This is a genomic window from Flavobacterium kingsejongi (assembly GCF_003076475.1).
Classification (GTDB): domain Bacteria; phylum Bacteroidota; class Bacteroidia; order Flavobacteriales; family Flavobacteriaceae; genus Flavobacterium; species Flavobacterium kingsejongi.
In genome coordinates this window covers 3566847-3583240 of record NZ_CP020919.1, presented here as the reverse complement: position 1 = coordinate 3583240, position 16394 = coordinate 3566847, and the positions used below count along the sequence as shown (strand labels likewise).

Here is a 16394-nt window from a genome sequence, read left to right as displayed (position 1 = left end):
TATGATTTCGATACATTGGCTGATTCAATCTTACTTAAAGCTGAATCATTTTCGTTTAAATTAAATGATTTACCCAACGTTGAAGAGTGGATATTCAAACAAAAATTGCACAGTAAGTTAAGCTACATTTTTGTAATTAATTTGATTGTTGAATTCTTCAATAGTTGCATAATTTAAAGCAGAATGCCTTCTTTTTCTGTTGTACCAAATTTCAATGTATTCAAAGATTTCCAGTTTCATTTGTTCTTTAGAAATGAGTTTGTTGCCATAAATCAATTCCGTTTTCAAAGATTTGAAGAAACTTTCGGCTACAGCATTATCCCAGCAATTTCCTTTACGGCTCATACTGCGAGTTATTTTTTTATAGGAATCAAGAACATTTACAAACTTTTTACTGGCATATTGGACACCTCTGTCGGAATGAAAAATCAAACCATTTTTAAGATCTCGGTTTTTAATTGCCATTTTCCAAGCTCCAAGTGTCGTTTGCTCAGTGCTCATTGCGTTGCTCAAACTCCAGCCTATAATTTTTCTGTCGTATAAATCCATAATAGTGGTCAGGTATACAAATCCCTCTTTAGTTTGGATGTATGTAATATCTGAAACCCAAACCTTTGATGGCATTTTTACAGTAAACTCTCTGTTTAATACATTTTCGACAACTAAATAATTGTGACTAGAGTTGGTTGTTACTTTAAACTTCTTGCTTAATTTACTTCGCAAGCCAAGTTCTTTCATATACTTTGCAACTGTAACTCTTGAAATTTTATAACCAATGCTTCGAAGTTCTAATGTTATTCTAGGACTCCCGTATCGTTGCTTGGTTTGAAAATAAATCAATGCTATCTGTTTTTTTATGGCGCTTTTTAGTTGCTGTCTTGCAGTATTTATTTGTTTTTTCCATCGGTAATAACTTCCATTGCTTACTTGTAGAACTCTGCACATTTTTTCAATCGGGAATAGCTGTTCATTGTTTTTAATGAAACTATAAATCATCGACCGTTCTTGGAAAAAATGCCGATTGCTTTTTTTAATATGTCACGTTCTAACTCTGCATCTTTGAGTTTTTTCTCCAGTTCATGGATTTTTTCTTGCTCGGGAGTTAGTTTTAAATTTCCTTTTCCAGGAAAACTTCCTTCTCCAAATTCCTGGAGTTCTTTACGCCATTTATAAAGCTGGGGGGCTGTTATTCCTAACTCCCTGGCAAGTTCTGATACATTTGTTCTATCATAACTCAATTCAACGGCTTTTTCCTTAAAAGCCTTGTCGTAAATTTTGCGGACTTGTTTCATAGATTAAAATTAAGATTATTTCTTAACTTTCAATGCAGGCTAAGTTAGCATGTCCAGAGTATACACCGACAAAGAATAATAAGCACAAAAGTATTCGCAACCATGAAAGATTTAAAGATTTATTTGTAATGTTAGACACCAAGGTGACAAACTGTTTGTACTGGTTTGAGGTGGAGAATAATAACAGTTGCGATCTATTAGTTAAACATTTGAATGAAATACGACCCATATTAAAGGAGCAATTCAGAGTTGTACCTGTAATTAATAAAAATAATAATAGCAACGTTTTGTATGTTGGAATTAGAAGAGGTGGTTTTACTGAAAAATGGGGGCTTTCCAATATTTCTGGGCGTATGATACAACATCTAGGCTACTATGAAAAAGGCTCTACTCAAGGGTTACAATTGGCACATTGGTCACTTAATTCTGATATCAAGATAAAAATAAATATTATTCAGTTTGAAGAAAAATTTCCGAACTATTATCTTGAAGCCTTTGAAAAAATAATTGCTCATAAACTTAGACCACTTTGTGGTAAACATTAGAAAGAATTCGACATTAATGGATTTTTAATGAACTTTATTCTAATACGGATTTATTAATATTGCCTGAATCTTAGATTAAAATATAGTTATGAACAATAAAAATATGTAAAATATTGATGTATGTTCATGGATTATAACTGCGGAATAACGGATTCTTTGGTGATGATTTTACCATCGGACATAACAAGTTTGCGGTCGGCCATATTGGCGAGCTCTTCATTGTGGGTGACAATGACAAAGGTTTGCCCGAATTCATTACGCAATTTAAAAAACAACTGGTGCAGGTTTTCGGCAGAATGGGTATCTAAGTTCCCGGAAGGCTCATCAGCAAAAACAATAGCAGGTTTATTGATCAGTGCACGGGCTACGGCAACACGTTGCTGTTCACCACCGGAAAGTGCGCCCGGTTTGTGGTTGATACGGTGGGAAAGCCCCAAGTAATCCAATAGTTTTTTAGCTTCAGCTTCTGTTTCAGCTTTTCCTCTTCCAGCGATAAAAGCGGGGATGCATACATTTTCCAAAGCGGTAAATTCGGGAAGCAGCTGGTGGAACTGGAAGATGAATCCCAGATGCAGGTTCCTGAATTTGGAAATGGCTTTGTCACTCATTTTCAGGGTATCCTCATTATTGATGATCAGTGAAGAGCCGTTTGTAGCATCTGCACGGTCCAGCGTTCCTAAAATATGGAGCAGGGTGGTTTTTCCGGCACCGGAAGCGCCTACAATAGAGACGATTTCCCCTTTTTGGATGTGTAGGTCCACACCTTTAAGGACATGAAGCTTATCGTAATATTTATGTATGTTTTTGGCTTGGATCATCGCAATGAATTTTCACAAAAGTAACAAAGATTTTTGCCAATCGTAAATCTTTAAAGGTATATTCTTCCGTATATAGGAGTATAAAGTTTCGTTAAGTAAAAAATAATCGATTTGCAATTCAGTAAATTTGAGTTAAATATAAGGCTATCATGAAAAAAATATTGGGCGTATCGTTATGTATGCTGACATTTGCCTGTCAGTCAAAAGAGAGTGAAGATAAACAAGTGACACAAAAAGAAGCAACACCAGTACTTATGGAAAATCAGAATTTAGAAGTGGCTACTTTAGCCGGAGGTTGCTTTTGGTGTACAGAAGCGGTTTTTTTAGAATTGGAAGGCGTAAAAAAAGTGGTATCGGGATACACAGGGGGAACCGTTAAAAATCCAACATACCGCCAGGTATCGGAAGGGAATACAGGGCATGCGGAAGCGATAGAAATTACTTTTGACCCTAAAGTCATCAGCTACCATGATTTGTTGGAAATATTTTTTGCGACCCACGACCCAACGACATTAAATCGCCAGGGGGCAGATGTAGGGACACAATACCGAAGTGAAATATTCTACCATTCGGAACAGCAGAAACAAACGGCTCAGGCGATGATTGCTGATCTGGACGCACAGAGTATTGGTAAAAGGGTTGTGACCAAACTATCACCTGCAGTCACATTTTACAAAGCCGAAGACTACCACCAGAATTATTACAACCAGAATTCAGGACAAGGCTATTGCCAGATGGTCATCAGCCCTAAATTAGAAAAACTGAAAAAGAAATTTGGCAGTAAGCTAAAAAAATAGATACAATATTTTGGCACTAAAGTTGTTTTAGAAGCATAAAACAATTTGAAAATGGCGAAAGAACTTGTATTACAGGCAGAAAGCAAATCCAGTAACCGGATGTTACACCTTTTTTTAGGGTTGCTATTTGATGGAATCGGGATGCTATCGTATAGTATTCCAGGATTTGCAGAAATAATTGATATCATCTGGGCTCCGGTTTCAGGAATTATACTGGCAAGGATGTATAAAGGTACAGTAGGTAAAGTAGGAGGGATGATTTCCTTCATAGAAGAACTCACTCCGGGACTGGATTTCATCCCCACGTTCACACTAACCTGGATCTATACCTACGGTATTAAAAACAAATAAATTTTGAGATTAGAATAATGATTCGTAAAAATGTTTAAATTTGAAACGGAGAATTACTTCCTGATCTGTTAAAAACAGTATCCAAGGGATAATGAACTAAACCGGTCATCCGGTGCATGTCATTGTCCCTTTTTTAATACAATGGATTTGGGGATTGCTGTTCTTCTTACTGACATAAAACCAACCCAATGAAACGTCTTTTTAAAAGCTATTACCCCTGTTTTGCAGCTTTATTTTATTTTATATCCGGTAGCGGCCAATCTTATGTCCCGGTATATGCCGGAATAGCGGACCAGTGTTCTGAAACCCGGATCATCCAGAATTTAACGGAATTTGAGAATTTAGGAATAAAATCCAAAGGAACGGCTGCACAGGCCAATACGCTTACCTGGCTCAAGAATAAATACCTGAGTTATGGTTATACGCTTTCGCAGATTACAACGGATTCCTTCTCCTATGGAGGCAGTACTTCGGTCAATCTTATTGTAACCAAAACCGGGACGGTATACCCGAATACTTTTGTGATCATTGATGGGCATTATGATACGATTTACGGTCCCGGAACAAATGACAATGGGAGTGGGGTAGCGGTGATCTTAGAGATTGCAAAGCTCCTGCAGAATGTTTCGACAGAATATTCTATAAAATTTATTAATTTCAGTGGCGAGGAAGATGGTTTATTAGGCAGCCAGCATTATGTGACTACCGTGGTAAATGGTACGGTACCAAAAATGAACATTCGCCTGGTTTTTAATATTGATGAAGTAGGCGGTGTGGCAGGTGCGAATAACAATACGATTATGTGTGAGCGCGATACGGATAATAATCCTTCAACAAATAATGCTGCATCCAATACTATGACGGCACAGTTGATAGCGTGTGTGAATCTGTATTCTTCCTTAACGCCGAGTTTGTCCTATGCTTACAGTTCCGATTATGTGCCTTTCGAAAATAATGGTGAAATCATTACCGGTTTTTTTGAGGGAAATGAATCAACGCATCCGCATTCCAGTTCCGATCGATTGATAAATATGGATCCTGCTTATGTACATCAGGTCGCGCGTGCCGCTACTGGTGCTGCGTTACATTTTGCAAAAGCTACCCAGGCTACACTCGATATTGCTACAAACGAAAAGGATTATGGAGTGTCTTTTTTTCCTGTTCCTGCACACAACAGGCTTACGATTCACCGGGGTGACCTGGGCGGAGTTTCGTATCGTTTTACCCTGACCGATTTATCCGGAAAAATAGTATTGGATACCCAAATCCAGCATCCCGGAACGGAAGAGACTATCACATTAGTGAACCTGGCTTCCGGAGTGTACAGTGCTGCTGTAATCGCTGGAGAAGCGTCAGTGACAAAAAAGATTGTTATTGAATAGGAATAAAATGATGTAAAGGGAATTATTGTTTTTTGGAGCCGACTAAAAAACCGAGCCCCATGCTGCGGAGCATTTTCTTCTCAAAGTTCCAGAAGAAGGTAAACTGTCCAAACAGAAACCCAAAAGTAACCAGTAAAACCTGGTAAATAGGGAAGATCAGAATGATGTAAAGTGGGTAATAAACCCAAAGGGATATAGTTTCTTTTGATAAGCCAAAAAGAGCTAATACGGGTTTGGAAAGGTACGCGGATGTGGAACCTGTCACTGCAAATACTATAAAAATCATTACAATCTGAAAGTTGGAAGATATTCCCCAACGTTGCTTCAACTTTTCCATAAGGCTTTAAAAAACACAAATGTAGTTGTTTTAGTTATGTGGAACAAATCCAAATAAGGACTGTTTGTATTTATTTTGGAAGTATACCAGATAATTATACAGCAGGTAATTTACCTCATAGCCATAATCCGTACCGGCATTGTAATCAATTTGCATTTCATATAAATTTGGGTCATACCGGAAGGGCTGATTGACCCTGCTATTCCATTCCCGTACCCAAAGCTGGTTTTTATTCTCGAGGTAATTCTGGCTGTAATAGCCACGGGGACGTGCAATAGAATTAATGTAGCTATTGAATCCGGGTTCGATGATGATGACTTCATACCCGATACTGTCATTGGCAATTTTTATGGTATCGTTGGTACTGCCGGAGCTGGCAAACTGAGTAGTGTTGTGTGAGCCACAGCTTATGGCGAGCAGGATGATGATACTGGCAAAGACTATATTTTTCATGACATGTCGGATTAGCATAAAGATAAAAAAAAACACCGGATGATTCCGGTGTTTTATAGTATGTGTACTGTATTATTTTCCAAAGAGGCTGCTAAGAAATCCGCCAATTCCTCCTTTTTTACCGGACAGCGCAGCAGTAGCGTCGCTCATGTCCAGTTTTCCATCACCATTCTGGTCCAGTACGGAAGTTAATCCACCTCCGGAACCGCCGCCCAGTAATCCGCCCAGCATATCACTTAGTCCACCTGCCGAGCCTACATTATTGGCCTTGGTCTGCTTTCCAAGGTAACCCATGATAATTGGCGCGGCCATTTTGAGGATGGCACTTACCTTATCGCTGCTCACACCGGTTTTGGCACTGATGGCATTCTGTGTGGCATCCTGGTTATTTCCGAAGATGTGCCCGAGAATACTGCCACCTTCAGCAGTAGCGTCACCACTACCCAGGAACCCCGAAAGATTATCTAAAATGCTTCCGTCATGTTTGCCACCGGTTAAAGCGCCTAATAATCCGGAAGCTCCTTCAGGGGTTGCAGCATTACTTTGTAAGGCGCCTGCCAACTGCGGTAAAGCTGAGGTTAAAACAGAAGAGGTTTCAGTACTGCTGACCCCTGCTTTTTGACTTATTCCGTCAATAATCTGCTTTCCCGTATCACTGTTTAATAAATCCAATAGTCCTGCCATAGCTGTATAAATTTATAGATTTAATACAAATGTAGCGAATATATCGACTTGAATGTTAATGTGTTGTAATAAATATAAGGGTATGCCTTTAAGCGATATCCAGCTTTAAAAGGCTGATAATCTGTTCTGCTAATTCGGTTCCAATACGGTCTTGTGCTTCATTCGTTGCTGCTCCAATATGAGGCGTTAGCGACACTTTTGGATGCATCAGGATTTGTACGGACGGTGTAGGTTCTGTTTCGTAGACATCCAGTCCGGCGAATAGAACTTTGCCACTGTCCAGTGCCGCAATCAGCTCGACTTCATTGATAATCCCACCACGGGCCGCATTGATAATTCCAACACCATCTTTCATAGAGTCAAATTGTGTTTTTCCAATTACATAGCCGTCTTGTTGTGCCGGTACATGCAGGGAAATGAAATCCGAATGCTTAAAGATATCCTCTATCGGTTCGGTAATGATTTCAACATTAATAAACTGGCCATTATAAAAATCAACTTTAATTTCAGCATTGCCTACAAATTTGTCAGAAGCAATAACGCGCATGCCTAATCCTAAAGCAATTTTTGCTACAGCACGCCCGATACGGCCAAAACCAATGATGCCTAAAGTTTTACCTCGCAATTCGACCCCGTTAGCGTATGCTTTTTTCAGGGAATCAAATTTAAGGTCTCCTTCCAAAGGCATGTTTCTGTTGGAGTCATGCAGGAAACGTACGCCAGTAAACAAATGGGCAAAAACAAGCTCTGCTACGGATTCTGATGAAGAAGCAGGCGTATTGATGACATGAATCCCTTTGGAACGTGCATATTCCACGTCAATGTTGTCCATACCAACACCACCACGACCGATTACCTTAAGTCCCGGGCAGCTATCGATGATGTCTTTGCGCACTTTTGTAGCACTGCGCACTAAGAGTACGCTGACGTTGTTTGTGTTGATGAAATTTGCAACCTGCTCCTGGGCTACTTTAGTGGTAATAACTTCAAATCCGCCTTTCTCCAAAGCTTCGATTCCACTTTTTGAAATCCCGTCATTTGCTAATATTTTCATTGTATGTGATTATAGGGTAAAATTTAGTTGTTGTGTTGTGGGTTTAGAAAGTGGCCGTTATACTTTCGTTTCCAGATCTTTCATTACATCGACCAATACCTGTACGCTTTCCAGTGGCAGGGCGTTATACATGGATGCCCGGTAGCCGCCCACAGAACGGTGTCCTGGTAATCCTGAGATACCCGCTGCTTTCCATAACCCATCAAATACCGGAGCATGTGCCTCATCGTTTAGCAGGAACGTTGCATTCATGTTAGAACGGTCTTCTTTGGCAGCAGTACCACGGAATAAAGGATTGCGATCGATTTCGGTATACAATAACGTGGCTTTGGCTTCGTTTATTTTTTCAATTGCTGGAATACCGCCCAGGTTTTTTAGCCATTGCAATGTTAGTAGTGACGTGTAAACTGCAAATACCGGGGGAGTATTGTACATGCTTTCCTTTTCAATATGCTGCTGGTAATTCAATATGTTCGGGATATTCCTTCCGGTAGTTCCCAGTATGGATTCTTTTACGACAATAAGCGTGGTTCCGGCAGGGCCCATGTTTTTCTGTGCACCGGCATAAATCAGGTCAAATTTTGTAAAGTCCAACTGGCGGGAAAAAATATCAGAACTCATGTCGCATACCACAGGAATGTCAAGTGCTGGGAATTCTTTTATCTGGGTACCAAAAATGGTATTGTTACTCGTACAGTGAAAATAATCAGCAGTAGCAGGAACAGTATAGTTTTTTGGGATATGATTGTAATTTTCCGGTTTGGAAGAAGCGACTACCAATGTTTCACCAAAAGGTTTTGCTTCTTTGATAGCAGCATTAGCCCATGTTCCGGTATCTAAATATGCCGCTTGTCCGTTTTCTTTGAGTAAATTGTAAGGCACCCTGAGGAATTCCAGGCTGGCACCTCCCTGTAAAAATAAGGCCTGGTAGCCTTTTCCAGTAAGTCCCAGTAATTCCAGTGCGAGTGCACGGGCTTCTTCCATGACGGCAACAAAATCTTTGCTGCGGTGTGAAATTTCCAATATGGATAACCCGGAATCATTAAAATTTAATACGGCTTGTGCCGCTTTTTCGAAGACTTCCTGTGGTAGTATACAAGGTCCTGCGCTGTAGTTGTGTTTTTTCATTGTGTTGTAAAGTTGATCCAATGGGTTTAAACCACAAATTTCATAATATAGGATTAAAGATTAGTTTACAATTTAGTAATTATTACACAAGGTTATTAACAAAAACGTTGTAGTACCTGTATATTTGGCAAAAAAACAAATTATAGTGTGGTCAGAAATGCAATAGTATCGACGTTATCCGCATAATCCCACAACTTTGGCTGTTGTGTGGTCCCAAAAGCGGTACGGGAAGGGATATCGGCTGCAGTAACAATACATTGCAAGCTGTCTCTTTCTTCCATCAAGCGGCCGGTCAACTGGTTTAAATCGGAATAATATTCATAAAAAACGCTGGAAATCGGTGAGGCATATCCCGGATCTTCCTTCAGCGTTAAAAACTCATTATCCAGAAGTTTGAAGTTACTCATTAGGAATACAGCCTTATTGTAATCGTAGTTGTTGGCGTATTTTTCATAATAAATCACATCACGGTATTCGTAAAGTGCTTCGAAAAGTAATGCGAAATCATAATTTTCAGGAAGGAATAATTTGGAAACATTACGGCATCCCAATCCGAAATAGCGAAAAATATCTTCTCCCAGCCCGATAAGCTGCTCTTTGGTTTCGTCTCCTGTGAGTACAGCAGCGGAATTCCTGTTTTTGCGTATGATGGAAGGTTTGTCCTTGAAATAATATTCGAAATAGCGGGCTGTATTATTGCTTCCCGTTGCAATAACGGCGTCAAAATTTTCAAGCTTTCCTTCGCAAAACGTAATTCTTTCCTGAAATCCAGGTGCAACGGCAATAAGGTACTTGGCTAAAAAAGGCAGGAGGTGCTGATCATTGGATGAGGTTTTTACCAATACTTTATGTCCGCTAATCAATACGCTCAGGAAATCATGAAAACCGACCAGTGGGATATTACCCGCTAAAATCAGCCCAACATTTTTTGGTGTGGTATTGTCTAAGGAATAGGGTTTTAGCCATTCGTCCAAATTAGCAGCCGTAAGTGCTTCGGCCCAGGAGTGAAGGGCAAAGGTAACCTGCTCTTCGGTGTACCATCCATTATGAGACTGCAACAGTTTGATCAGGGAACTGAAGGAATCAAAGAAACGATCATTGTGGGGTACATTTTCTTTTTTTTCATTGTGATCCAAAGAAAACTGGCTTAAAAAAGTTCCCAGTGTGATAAATGCCTTTTTTTTGTCTGCTAATGTCATTATGAATTTGCTTATGAATAGTTTTGGACGTAATTTTGTGCAAATTTACAGTTTATAAAATAAAAAACAGCTATGGCAATCATAATAACAGACGAATGTATTAACTGCGGAGCATGCGAGCCGGAGTGCCCAAATACAGCGATATATGAAGGTGCTGATGATTGGCGATATAAAGACGGAACGAAATTAAGCGGAAAAATAATTTTGCCTAATGGAGAAGAAGTGGATGCTAATGATCCTCAGACGCCTATTTCAGATGATATTTATTACATTGTCCCTGGAAAATGTACAGAATGTAAAGGGTTTCACGACGAACCTCAATGTGCGGCAGTATGTCCTGTAGATTGTTGTGTCCCGGATGATAACCATGTCGAAAGTGATGAAACACTATTGAACAGGCAGGCTTTCCTTCATGATGAATAAAAAAAAATCCTGAATGTAAATTCAGGATTTTTTTATAGCCTTATTTTATACTTATTGTTTTACAAAAGTATAGGTGATATCGGTTGTACCATCTGACATTTTTACAGAACGGTCTACTACAAAGTTTCCTTTTTCATCAAAATGCCCTACAGCTTTTGAATTTTCAGTTTCATAAACATATTCGTTCTGACCTGTTTTTTTCAGGAAAGCGAAATGAGGATTTTCATCTGTAGATACTTTAAAACCACTCTGACGGGTCACAAACTGATATTTTTTTCCGTTCAGCGTGTAGAATACACTTTCGTTCAATTTAGTTTTCAATGGATTCTCAGATGTAAGGTAAGCTACTGTAGAAGAAGACTCCACTGTTTCTACCTGAGCATCCATATCTTTTTTCTTGTTGAGCGATTCTGTCTTGTCTTTTAATTTGATGTCCTGTACTTTTTCATCCACTTCAGTTTTTACAACTGATTTAGGAGCCGTACCATCATTAACTGTTTTTACAGTTGTAGTTGTCACTTTCTCGACATTTTTTTGTGCTTGTATTGTCATAACGGCGAAAAGAGCCACAACGCTTAAAAATAACTTTTTCATTTTGCTTTGGTTTTGGGATTATTACTACTCAAAAATACAGAATTTATGTTAAAATTAATATTAATGATATGGTAATATTTTGCTAAAAAAAGAATGTGCAAAAGCATTATGATTTTAGTATCGAACGGATAAAACTTGAAATTATATTAATTCAAAACCTTATATTTGCAGACTTTTAAAATATAAATCAATAAGTATTAGCGATTGGCGCTAAACTTTCAATCCAAATAAGAAATGAAAGCAGGAATTGTAGGATTACCCAATGTTGGAAAATCAACGTTATTCAACTGTTTGTCGAATGCAAAAGCACAGAGCGCAAACTTCCCATTTTGTACTATTGAACCGAATATTGGAGTAGTGAATGTTCCTGATCCAAGGCTCGAAAAACTGGAAGAATTGGTTAATCCGGAACGTGTACAGCCTGCTACTGTTGATATTGTTGATATCGCAGGTTTGGTAAAAGGTGCGAGTAAGGGAGAAGGCCTGGGTAACCAGTTCCTGGGCAACATCAGGGAGTGTAATGCAATTATCCACGTACTGCGTTGTTTTGATAACGATAATATCATCCACGTTGATGGTAGTGTAAACCCAATCCGTGATAAAGAAACCATCGATATTGAATTGCAATTAAAAGATCTTGAAACAGTTGAAAAACGACTGGAAAAAGTAAAAAGAGCTGCAAAGACAGGAAATAAAGAAGCACAGGTAGAAGAAGCATTACTGAACCGTATCCGTGAAACCTTATTGCAGGCAAAATCGGTACGTACGGTAGAGCCTAAGAATTATGATGAAGAAGTATTGATGGAAGCTTTTCAACTGATTACATCAAAACCGGTATTGTATGTATGTAATGTTGATGAAGGTGCTGCAGTAAACGGAAACCAATATGTAGACCAAGTTCGTGAATTGGTAAAAGATGAAAATGCACAGGTCATCGTTTTGGCAGTAGGTACGGAAGCTGATATTACAGAACTGGAGACTTATGAAGAGCGCAAAATGTTCCTGGAAGATTTAGGGCTACAGGAGCCGGGTTCTTCTGCTTTAATCAGGGCAGCCTACAAATTGCTGAATCTTCAAACGTATTTTACCGCAGGAGTAAAAGAAGTACGTGCCTGGACGATTAATGTTGGTGATACTGCTCCTCAGGCAGCTGGTGTGATCCACTCTGATTTTGAAAAAGGATTTATCCGTGCGGAAGTAATTGCTTTTACTGATTTTGAAGCCTATGGTTCAGAAGCTAAAGTAAAAGAAGCTGGAAAACTTCGTGTCGAAGGAAAAGAATATATTGTTAAGGATGGTGATGTAATGCATTTCCGTTTCAACGTATAATACTATAATAGTTCTGTATAAAAAAACCTTCAGTATGAGAGTACTGAAGGTTTTTTTATGCGTTGTTGTTTCGGTTTATTTCCAGTCCAATTGCAGGGCGAAACAGGTTTTATCTGTTTTGGATACGGTATACAGCGATTGATTTTCAGTTTCCAGCTGTTTGATCTGGACAGTATCAGCATGCTTTAATTCCCGCATAAAATTCATGTCAAAACTTTGCAGCTTTTGGGAAAGGATCATTTTGTAAGGAACAATATCCAGGCACCATTCGAGGTACTTGACATTGTTGACATGATTGACAATATCAAGGTCAGATAAAACAACCTGGCGTTCGGTAGCCAATGTTGCAGCTACATCAATATTGATTTTGGTAAATGTTTCTTTAGTGGCATGTTTCTCCGGATAACGGATGAAATGATCATTAGGCATGGCCAACGGTTCTGCCCGTCGTGTTTGTGTATTGAATACGGCCCAATAGGTTTCGCATCCCGCTACTTTACGATCTCCAATGTGCACTTCCATACAACGGATAGAGCGCGCGCCTTCGATATCCTTGATCCAGGTGCTCACAGTTACTGTATCCCGCCACTTCGGTAATTCCTGTATTTCCACACGCATGCGGCTCAAGACCCATGCCTGGTTGTAGTGCTGCATGTCTGTAAAGCTCATGCCGCCCGTTTCTGCGTGGCTGCCGGCTGTAAGCTGTAATAAATTGCACAACTCGGTGTATTTTAAAAATCCATTTGGAGTGCAATGGGTAAAATTGATTTCCCAATCCTGGGAATATATAGATTGAAAGTTTTTGGCTATTGGCATTTCTTATTCTTTTAAGTTCAGGTCCTTTACTTTATGAGGTTGTTTTGGAATCGATATGTGCAATGACCGATTTGGGGTCAGACTTATAATCGAACCAGGCTATGGCGGGATTCTTACGGAACCAGGTCATTTGACGTTTGGAAAAACGGCGGGTATTTTTTTTGATCTCTTCAATTGCAAAGTCCAGGGTGATGTCTCCGGAGAAATAACTAAAAAGTTCCCGATAGCCCACTGTTTGTAATGCGTTTAATGTTTGTTGTGGCAATAGATCCCTCGCTTCTTCAACGAGCCCGGCGTTGATCATCAGGTCTACCCGTTGGTTGATCCGGTCGTAAATTGCACTACGTTCCCCTTCGAGGCCAATAAGAATCGGGACAAAGGGACGGGGTTCTTTTTCCCGGTTGAGGAAAGAAGAGTAGGGTTGGCCACTGGCAATGGATACTTCTAATGCCCGCATGAGACGCTGTGGGTTTTCCTGTGCTACAACAGCATAATGTACCGGATCGAGTTCCTGGAGTTGCCTTTGCAGGTATTCAATCCCGTGTTGATTGTAATTGGTGATAATCCCTTCGCGAATTTCGATAGCGACCTCCGGGAAAGTATCGAGCCCATTCAGGAGGCCGTCGACATATAACCCGGATCCGCCAACCATTACGACAAAGTCATTTTTTTGATGCAGTGTGGCAATTTGGGCTAAGGCATCGCGTTCAAAATCGCCTACCGTATAGTTATCGAAGATGGAGATGTGTTGTATGAAATGATGCGGGACGGCTGCTAATTCTACTGCAGAGGGTACGGCAGTCCCAATATTCATTTCCCGGAAAAACTGACGGGAATCACAGGATATGATTTCGCAGTTGAAGTGTTGTGCCACCCGGATTGCCATAGCGGTTTTTCCAATAGCGGTAGGACCTACAATGGTAATCAGGTATTTGGTATGTTGTTTTTGTTCGGACATTATATTAGTGTAATCGTGTGCCACAGTTGTAGCAGAATTCGGCATTATCTTTATGATTGGAAGCGCCACAGTTTGGGCAGGATTGTGTATTGAGGTGGACGTCTTTATTCTGATTGGCCAATTCGGAGGTTACGATTCCTGTTGGTACAGCAATAATGCCATATCCCAATACCATAATAACCACGGAGAGCAGCTGTCCTAATGGGGTATGCGGAGTGATATCGCCAAATCCTACAGTTGTAAGGGTGACAATGGTCCAATAGACACTTTTAGGAATGCTGGTAAATCCATTTTCGGGACCTTCAATCATATACATCAGGGTTCCTAATATGATGGAAAGCACCATTACGGTAAACAGGAAAACAAATATTTTTGCACGGCTTTTTTTTAGGGCAATGGCCAAATTGTTTCCAGCCCCAACGAATTTTATGAGTTTTAAAATCCGGAATACCCGAAGCAAACGAATCGCACGAATGGCGAGCAGGAAACCAAAACCGGGGAAAAGAAGCCCGATGTATTTTGGTATTGTAGCCAGCAGGTCAATGATTCCATAGAAACTAAAAATATAATGGCGCGGTTCCCGTACGGCAATAATCCGGGCGATATATTCCAGGGTAAAAAAAGCGGTGATGATCCATTCGATCTCTGCCAGGATAAAGCCATATTTTAATTGTACAGAAGCAATGCTTTCCAGCATGATCGCGATAATACTAATCAGGATCAGGGAGAGTAAAATGATATCAAATAACTTACCGGCAGGAGTATCTGCTTCATAAATTATTTCATGGAGTTTTTTACGCTGTTCTTCGGTAATTAATTTTTTCAAACCGGGAATTTTAGAGGCATCTTATCAAAATTACGCAAACTATTAGTATTCTACTATTTTAAGCACCTTCTTTTTTCGGATGTAGCTTTGTATGGTTTTGGTAATTTCACTGCTGCTGGTCATAGGGACCAGGATATTTTTGAGGATATCAATATTGTGTATCTGGTAATTCAGGTTATAAAAAGCATAGCCTTTATAAACACCTTCTTCAATCAGGATGGCACTTCGTTCTTCTATAGTGCGGCCTTTATCAATAATTACCATGGTTTTGGAATTGATTTTTTTGGCAGCAATAAGTTCCATCACTCTGGCATTGTAGTCCTGAGTAGTGACTTTTTGAATACACGCCCCATCGCACTCATTGATCTTGAATTGGAAACATTCATTTTCCGTTTCATACAGACCCGTATATTTCTGGCATAATTTGAATGTGGCACTCAGGCGGAATAATTCATTCCGCCCTTCCAGGTACGTGGTGTACGAAAGGATTTCTTTCTTTCGCTTGTCCGTTTTTCGGAGCGTGAGGTTCAGGTATCCGTTAGTATCTTTTTCAGTGTATAAAGACCATTGGAAAGGGCTTTTCTTTGAAATACGATTGTATACGGGTTTATTGATGTTTATTTCCTGTGTTTCTTTGAGTAACGCTATAAGTTCGGTACCTGTTTCTTCATAGGTAACGGCAAAAGCCTCCAGCTGTATTTTTTTATTGGTACGGGAAGTTGCGGTAAAATGCTGATTGATTCGTTTTTTGATGTTTTTGCTTTTACCGATAAAAATAATGGTTCCATCCTGGCGGTGGATATAATACACACCAGTTGCGGACGGGACGGATTCCAATAAATCTTTCAGTTTCGTAGAAATACCGGATTTGACTTCGGTTTTTATAAAGCTTTTTACGATTTCCCGGGTTTGGTCTTTAGCCAATAGCATCTTGAACAATTTGACGGTAGCCATCGCATCACCACTGGCACGATGCCTGTCGCTCATTGGGATACCCAGCGCACGTACGAGTTTCCCCAGGCTGTGGGAAGGTTGTTCCGGTAATAATTTTTTAGATAATTCTACGGTACACAGGTTTTCAGATTCAAAATCATAACCCAGTCTCCTGAATTCAGTTTGGAGGATGCGGTAATCAAATTGGGCATTATGGGCTACAATAACACAATCCTTTGTAATCTCAATGATGCGTTTGGCTACTTCATAAAATTTAGGAGCGCTACGAAGCATGGCATTATTGATGCCTGTAAGTTTTACGACAAAAGGCTGAATGGGTTTTTCCGGGTTTACCAGGCTGATAAACTGGTCTACAATTTCATGTCCGTCAAATTTATAGATGGCAATTTCGGTAATTCCTTCTTCATTGTATTGTCCACCGGTAGTTTCTATGTCGAGTATTGCGTACAAAAAG

The 16394-nt window shown here is 39.7% G+C and carries 19 protein-coding genes; 6 read left to right on the top strand and 13 right to left on the bottom strand.

Going from position 1 to position 16394, the window contains the following annotated elements:
• Positions 1-117: 117 nt before the first annotated feature.
• Positions 118-1292 (bottom strand): IS3 family transposase gene (locus FK004_RS16170; protein WP_420358875.1). Its coding sequence is split into 2 segments (ribosomal slippage): positions 118-1025 and positions 1025-1292, totalling 1176 coding nucleotides; the frame shifts between segments, so codons are not numbered across the junction.
• A gap of 32 nt (positions 1293-1324) precedes the next feature.
• On the opposite strand from FK004_RS16170, the gene FK004_RS16165 reads away from it, so the two are divergent.
• Positions 1325-1837: a hypothetical protein gene (locus FK004_RS16165; protein WP_108738188.1), complete on the top strand. Its 513-nt coding sequence runs from the start codon at positions 1325-1327 to the stop codon at positions 1835-1837.
• Between the two features lie 131 nt (positions 1838-1968).
• Here the strand turns inward: FK004_RS16165 and FK004_RS16160 are convergent, their stop codons facing one another.
• A complete protein-coding gene (locus FK004_RS16160; protein WP_108738187.1) occupies positions 1969-2655 on the bottom strand; it encodes an ABC transporter ATP-binding protein in 687 nt (228 codons plus the stop codon).
• A 149-nt stretch (positions 2656-2804) separates the two neighbouring features.
• On the opposite strand from FK004_RS16160, the gene msrA reads away from it, so the two are divergent.
• From msrA to FK004_RS16145, 3 genes are all read left to right on the top strand, one after another.
• Positions 2805-3452: a peptide-methionine (S)-S-oxide reductase MsrA gene (gene msrA, locus FK004_RS16155; RefSeq protein ID WP_108738186.1), complete on the top strand. Its 648-nt coding sequence runs from the start codon at positions 2805-2807 to the stop codon at positions 3450-3452.
• Between the two features lie 51 nt (positions 3453-3503).
• Complete coding sequence (locus tag FK004_RS16150; RefSeq protein WP_108738185.1) at positions 3504-3803, top strand: hypothetical protein; 300 nt, start codon at positions 3504-3506, stop codon at positions 3801-3803.
• A gap of 188 nt (positions 3804-3991) precedes the next feature.
• A complete protein-coding gene (locus FK004_RS16145) occupies positions 3992-5185 on the top strand; it encodes a M20/M25/M40 family metallo-hydrolase (protein ID WP_108738184.1) in 1194 nt (397 codons plus the stop codon).
• A 22-nt stretch (positions 5186-5207) separates the two neighbouring features.
• Here FK004_RS16145 and FK004_RS16140 read toward each other — a convergent pair whose 3' ends face one another.
• From FK004_RS16140 to FK004_RS16115, 6 genes are all read right to left on the bottom strand, one after another.
• Positions 5208-5522, bottom strand: a complete 315-nt coding sequence (locus FK004_RS16140) for a DUF6787 family protein (protein WP_108738183.1) — start codon at positions 5520-5522, stop codon at positions 5208-5210.
• 30 nt (positions 5523-5552) lie between these two features.
• A complete protein-coding gene (locus FK004_RS16135) occupies positions 5553-5975 on the bottom strand; it encodes a DUF6146 family protein (RefSeq protein ID WP_108738882.1) in 423 nt (140 codons plus the stop codon).
• A 72-nt stretch (positions 5976-6047) separates the two neighbouring features.
• Positions 6048-6659: a DUF937 domain-containing protein gene (locus FK004_RS16130; protein WP_108738182.1), complete on the bottom strand. Its 612-nt coding sequence runs from the start codon at positions 6657-6659 to the stop codon at positions 6048-6050.
• 88 nt (positions 6660-6747) lie between these two features.
• The gene (locus FK004_RS16125; protein WP_108738181.1) at positions 6748-7713 is read right to left on the bottom strand and encodes a D-2-hydroxyacid dehydrogenase; all 966 of its coding nucleotides are present in this window, start codon (positions 7711-7713) and stop codon (positions 6748-6750) included.
• 57 nt (positions 7714-7770) lie between these two features.
• Positions 7771-8841, bottom strand: coding sequence for a 3-phosphoserine/phosphohydroxythreonine transaminase (serC, locus tag FK004_RS16120; RefSeq protein ID WP_108738180.1), 1071 nt, complete (start codon positions 8839-8841; stop codon positions 7771-7773).
• Between the two features lie 140 nt (positions 8842-8981).
• A complete protein-coding gene (locus FK004_RS16115) occupies positions 8982-10040 on the bottom strand; it encodes an acyl-CoA reductase (RefSeq protein ID WP_108738179.1) in 1059 nt (352 codons plus the stop codon).
• A 72-nt stretch (positions 10041-10112) separates the two neighbouring features.
• Here FK004_RS16115 and FK004_RS16110 point away from each other — a divergent pair, with 72 nt between their 5' ends.
• Positions 10113-10463 carry a 4Fe-4S dicluster domain-containing protein gene (locus FK004_RS16110; RefSeq protein ID WP_108738178.1) on the top strand — a complete coding sequence of 117 codons (351 nt, stop codon included), beginning with the start codon at positions 10113-10115 and terminating at the stop codon, positions 10461-10463.
• A gap of 51 nt (positions 10464-10514) precedes the next feature.
• On the opposite strand, the gene FK004_RS16105 is transcribed toward FK004_RS16110, so the two are convergent.
• The gene (locus tag FK004_RS16105) at positions 10515-11057 is read right to left on the bottom strand and encodes a hypothetical protein (RefSeq protein WP_108738177.1); all 543 of its coding nucleotides are present in this window, start codon (positions 11055-11057) and stop codon (positions 10515-10517) included.
• A 234-nt stretch (positions 11058-11291) separates the two neighbouring features.
• On the opposite strand from FK004_RS16105, the gene ychF reads away from it, so the two are divergent.
• The gene (gene ychF / locus FK004_RS16100; protein ID WP_108738176.1) at positions 11292-12386 is read left to right on the top strand and encodes a redox-regulated ATPase YchF; all 1095 of its coding nucleotides are present in this window, start codon (positions 11292-11294) and stop codon (positions 12384-12386) included.
• A gap of 75 nt (positions 12387-12461) precedes the next feature.
• On the opposite strand, the gene FK004_RS16095 is transcribed toward ychF, so the two are convergent.
• Genes FK004_RS16095 through FK004_RS16080 form a run of 4 tightly spaced genes read right to left on the bottom strand, consistent with a single transcriptional unit; the run spans position 12462 to position 16390 of the window.
• Positions 12462-13202, bottom strand: coding sequence for an acyl-[acyl-carrier-protein] thioesterase (locus FK004_RS16095; RefSeq protein ID WP_108738175.1), 741 nt, complete (start codon positions 13200-13202; stop codon positions 12462-12464).
• A 31-nt stretch (positions 13203-13233) separates the two neighbouring features.
• Positions 13234-14160, bottom strand: a complete 927-nt coding sequence (gene miaA / locus FK004_RS16090; RefSeq protein WP_108738174.1) for a tRNA (adenosine(37)-N6)-dimethylallyltransferase MiaA — start codon at positions 14158-14160, stop codon at positions 13234-13236.
• A 4-nt stretch (positions 14161-14164) separates the two neighbouring features.
• On the bottom strand, positions 14165-14986 hold the full coding sequence (locus FK004_RS16085; RefSeq protein WP_108738173.1) for an ion transporter: 822 nt from the start codon (positions 14984-14986) through the stop codon (positions 14165-14167).
• A gap of 42 nt (positions 14987-15028) precedes the next feature.
• Entirely contained in the window at positions 15029-16390 is a 1362-nt protein-coding gene (locus FK004_RS16080) for an exonuclease domain-containing protein (RefSeq protein WP_108738172.1), read from the bottom strand.
• Between the last annotated feature and the right edge of the window lie 4 nt (positions 16391-16394).

What these genes read in the sequence shown, in the direction of transcription:
- FK004_RS16145 (WP_108738184.1), top strand. Translation starts at nt 3,992, where the DNA reads ATGAAACGTCTTTTTAAAAGCTATTACCCCTGTTTTGCAGCTTTATTT.
- FK004_RS16115 (WP_108738179.1), bottom strand. Translation starts at nt 10,040, where the DNA reads ATGACATTAGCAGACAAAAAAAAGGCATTTATCACACTGGGAACTTTT.
- msrA (WP_108738186.1), top strand. Translation starts at nt 2,805, where the DNA reads ATGAAAAAAATATTGGGCGTATCGTTATGTATGCTGACATTTGCCTGT.
- FK004_RS16140 (WP_108738183.1), bottom strand. Translation starts at nt 5,522, where the DNA reads ATGGAAAAGTTGAAGCAACGTTGGGGAATATCTTCCAACTTTCAGATT.
- FK004_RS16165 (WP_108738188.1), top strand. Translation starts at nt 1,325, where the DNA reads ATGCAGGCTAAGTTAGCATGTCCAGAGTATACACCGACAAAGAATAAT.
- miaA (WP_108738174.1), bottom strand. Translation starts at nt 14,160, where the DNA reads ATGTCCGAACAAAAACAACATACCAAATACCTGATTACCATTGTAGGT.
- FK004_RS16150 (WP_108738185.1), top strand. Translation starts at nt 3,504, where the DNA reads ATGGCGAAAGAACTTGTATTACAGGCAGAAAGCAAATCCAGTAACCGG.
- FK004_RS16105 (WP_108738177.1), bottom strand. Translation starts at nt 11,057, where the DNA reads ATGAAAAAGTTATTTTTAAGCGTTGTGGCTCTTTTCGCCGTTATGACA.
- FK004_RS16160 (WP_108738187.1), bottom strand. Translation starts at nt 2,655, where the DNA reads ATGATCCAAGCCAAAAACATACATAAATATTACGATAAGCTTCATGTC.
- ychF (WP_108738176.1), top strand. Translation starts at nt 11,292, where the DNA reads ATGAAAGCAGGAATTGTAGGATTACCCAATGTTGGAAAATCAACGTTA.
- FK004_RS16110 (WP_108738178.1), top strand. Translation starts at nt 10,113, where the DNA reads ATGGCAATCATAATAACAGACGAATGTATTAACTGCGGAGCATGCGAG.
- FK004_RS16135 (WP_108738882.1), bottom strand. Translation starts at nt 5,975, where the DNA reads ATGAAAAATATAGTCTTTGCCAGTATCATCATCCTGCTCGCCATAAGC.
- FK004_RS16130 (WP_108738182.1), bottom strand. Translation starts at nt 6,659, where the DNA reads ATGGCAGGACTATTGGATTTATTAAACAGTGATACGGGAAAGCAGATT.
- FK004_RS16125 (WP_108738181.1), bottom strand. Translation starts at nt 7,713, where the DNA reads ATGAAAATATTAGCAAATGACGGGATTTCAAAAAGTGGAATCGAAGCT.
- serC (WP_108738180.1), bottom strand. Translation starts at nt 8,841, where the DNA reads ATGAAAAAACACAACTACAGCGCAGGACCTTGTATACTACCACAGGAA.
- FK004_RS16095 (WP_108738175.1), bottom strand. Translation starts at nt 13,202, where the DNA reads ATGCCAATAGCCAAAAACTTTCAATCTATATATTCCCAGGATTGGGAA.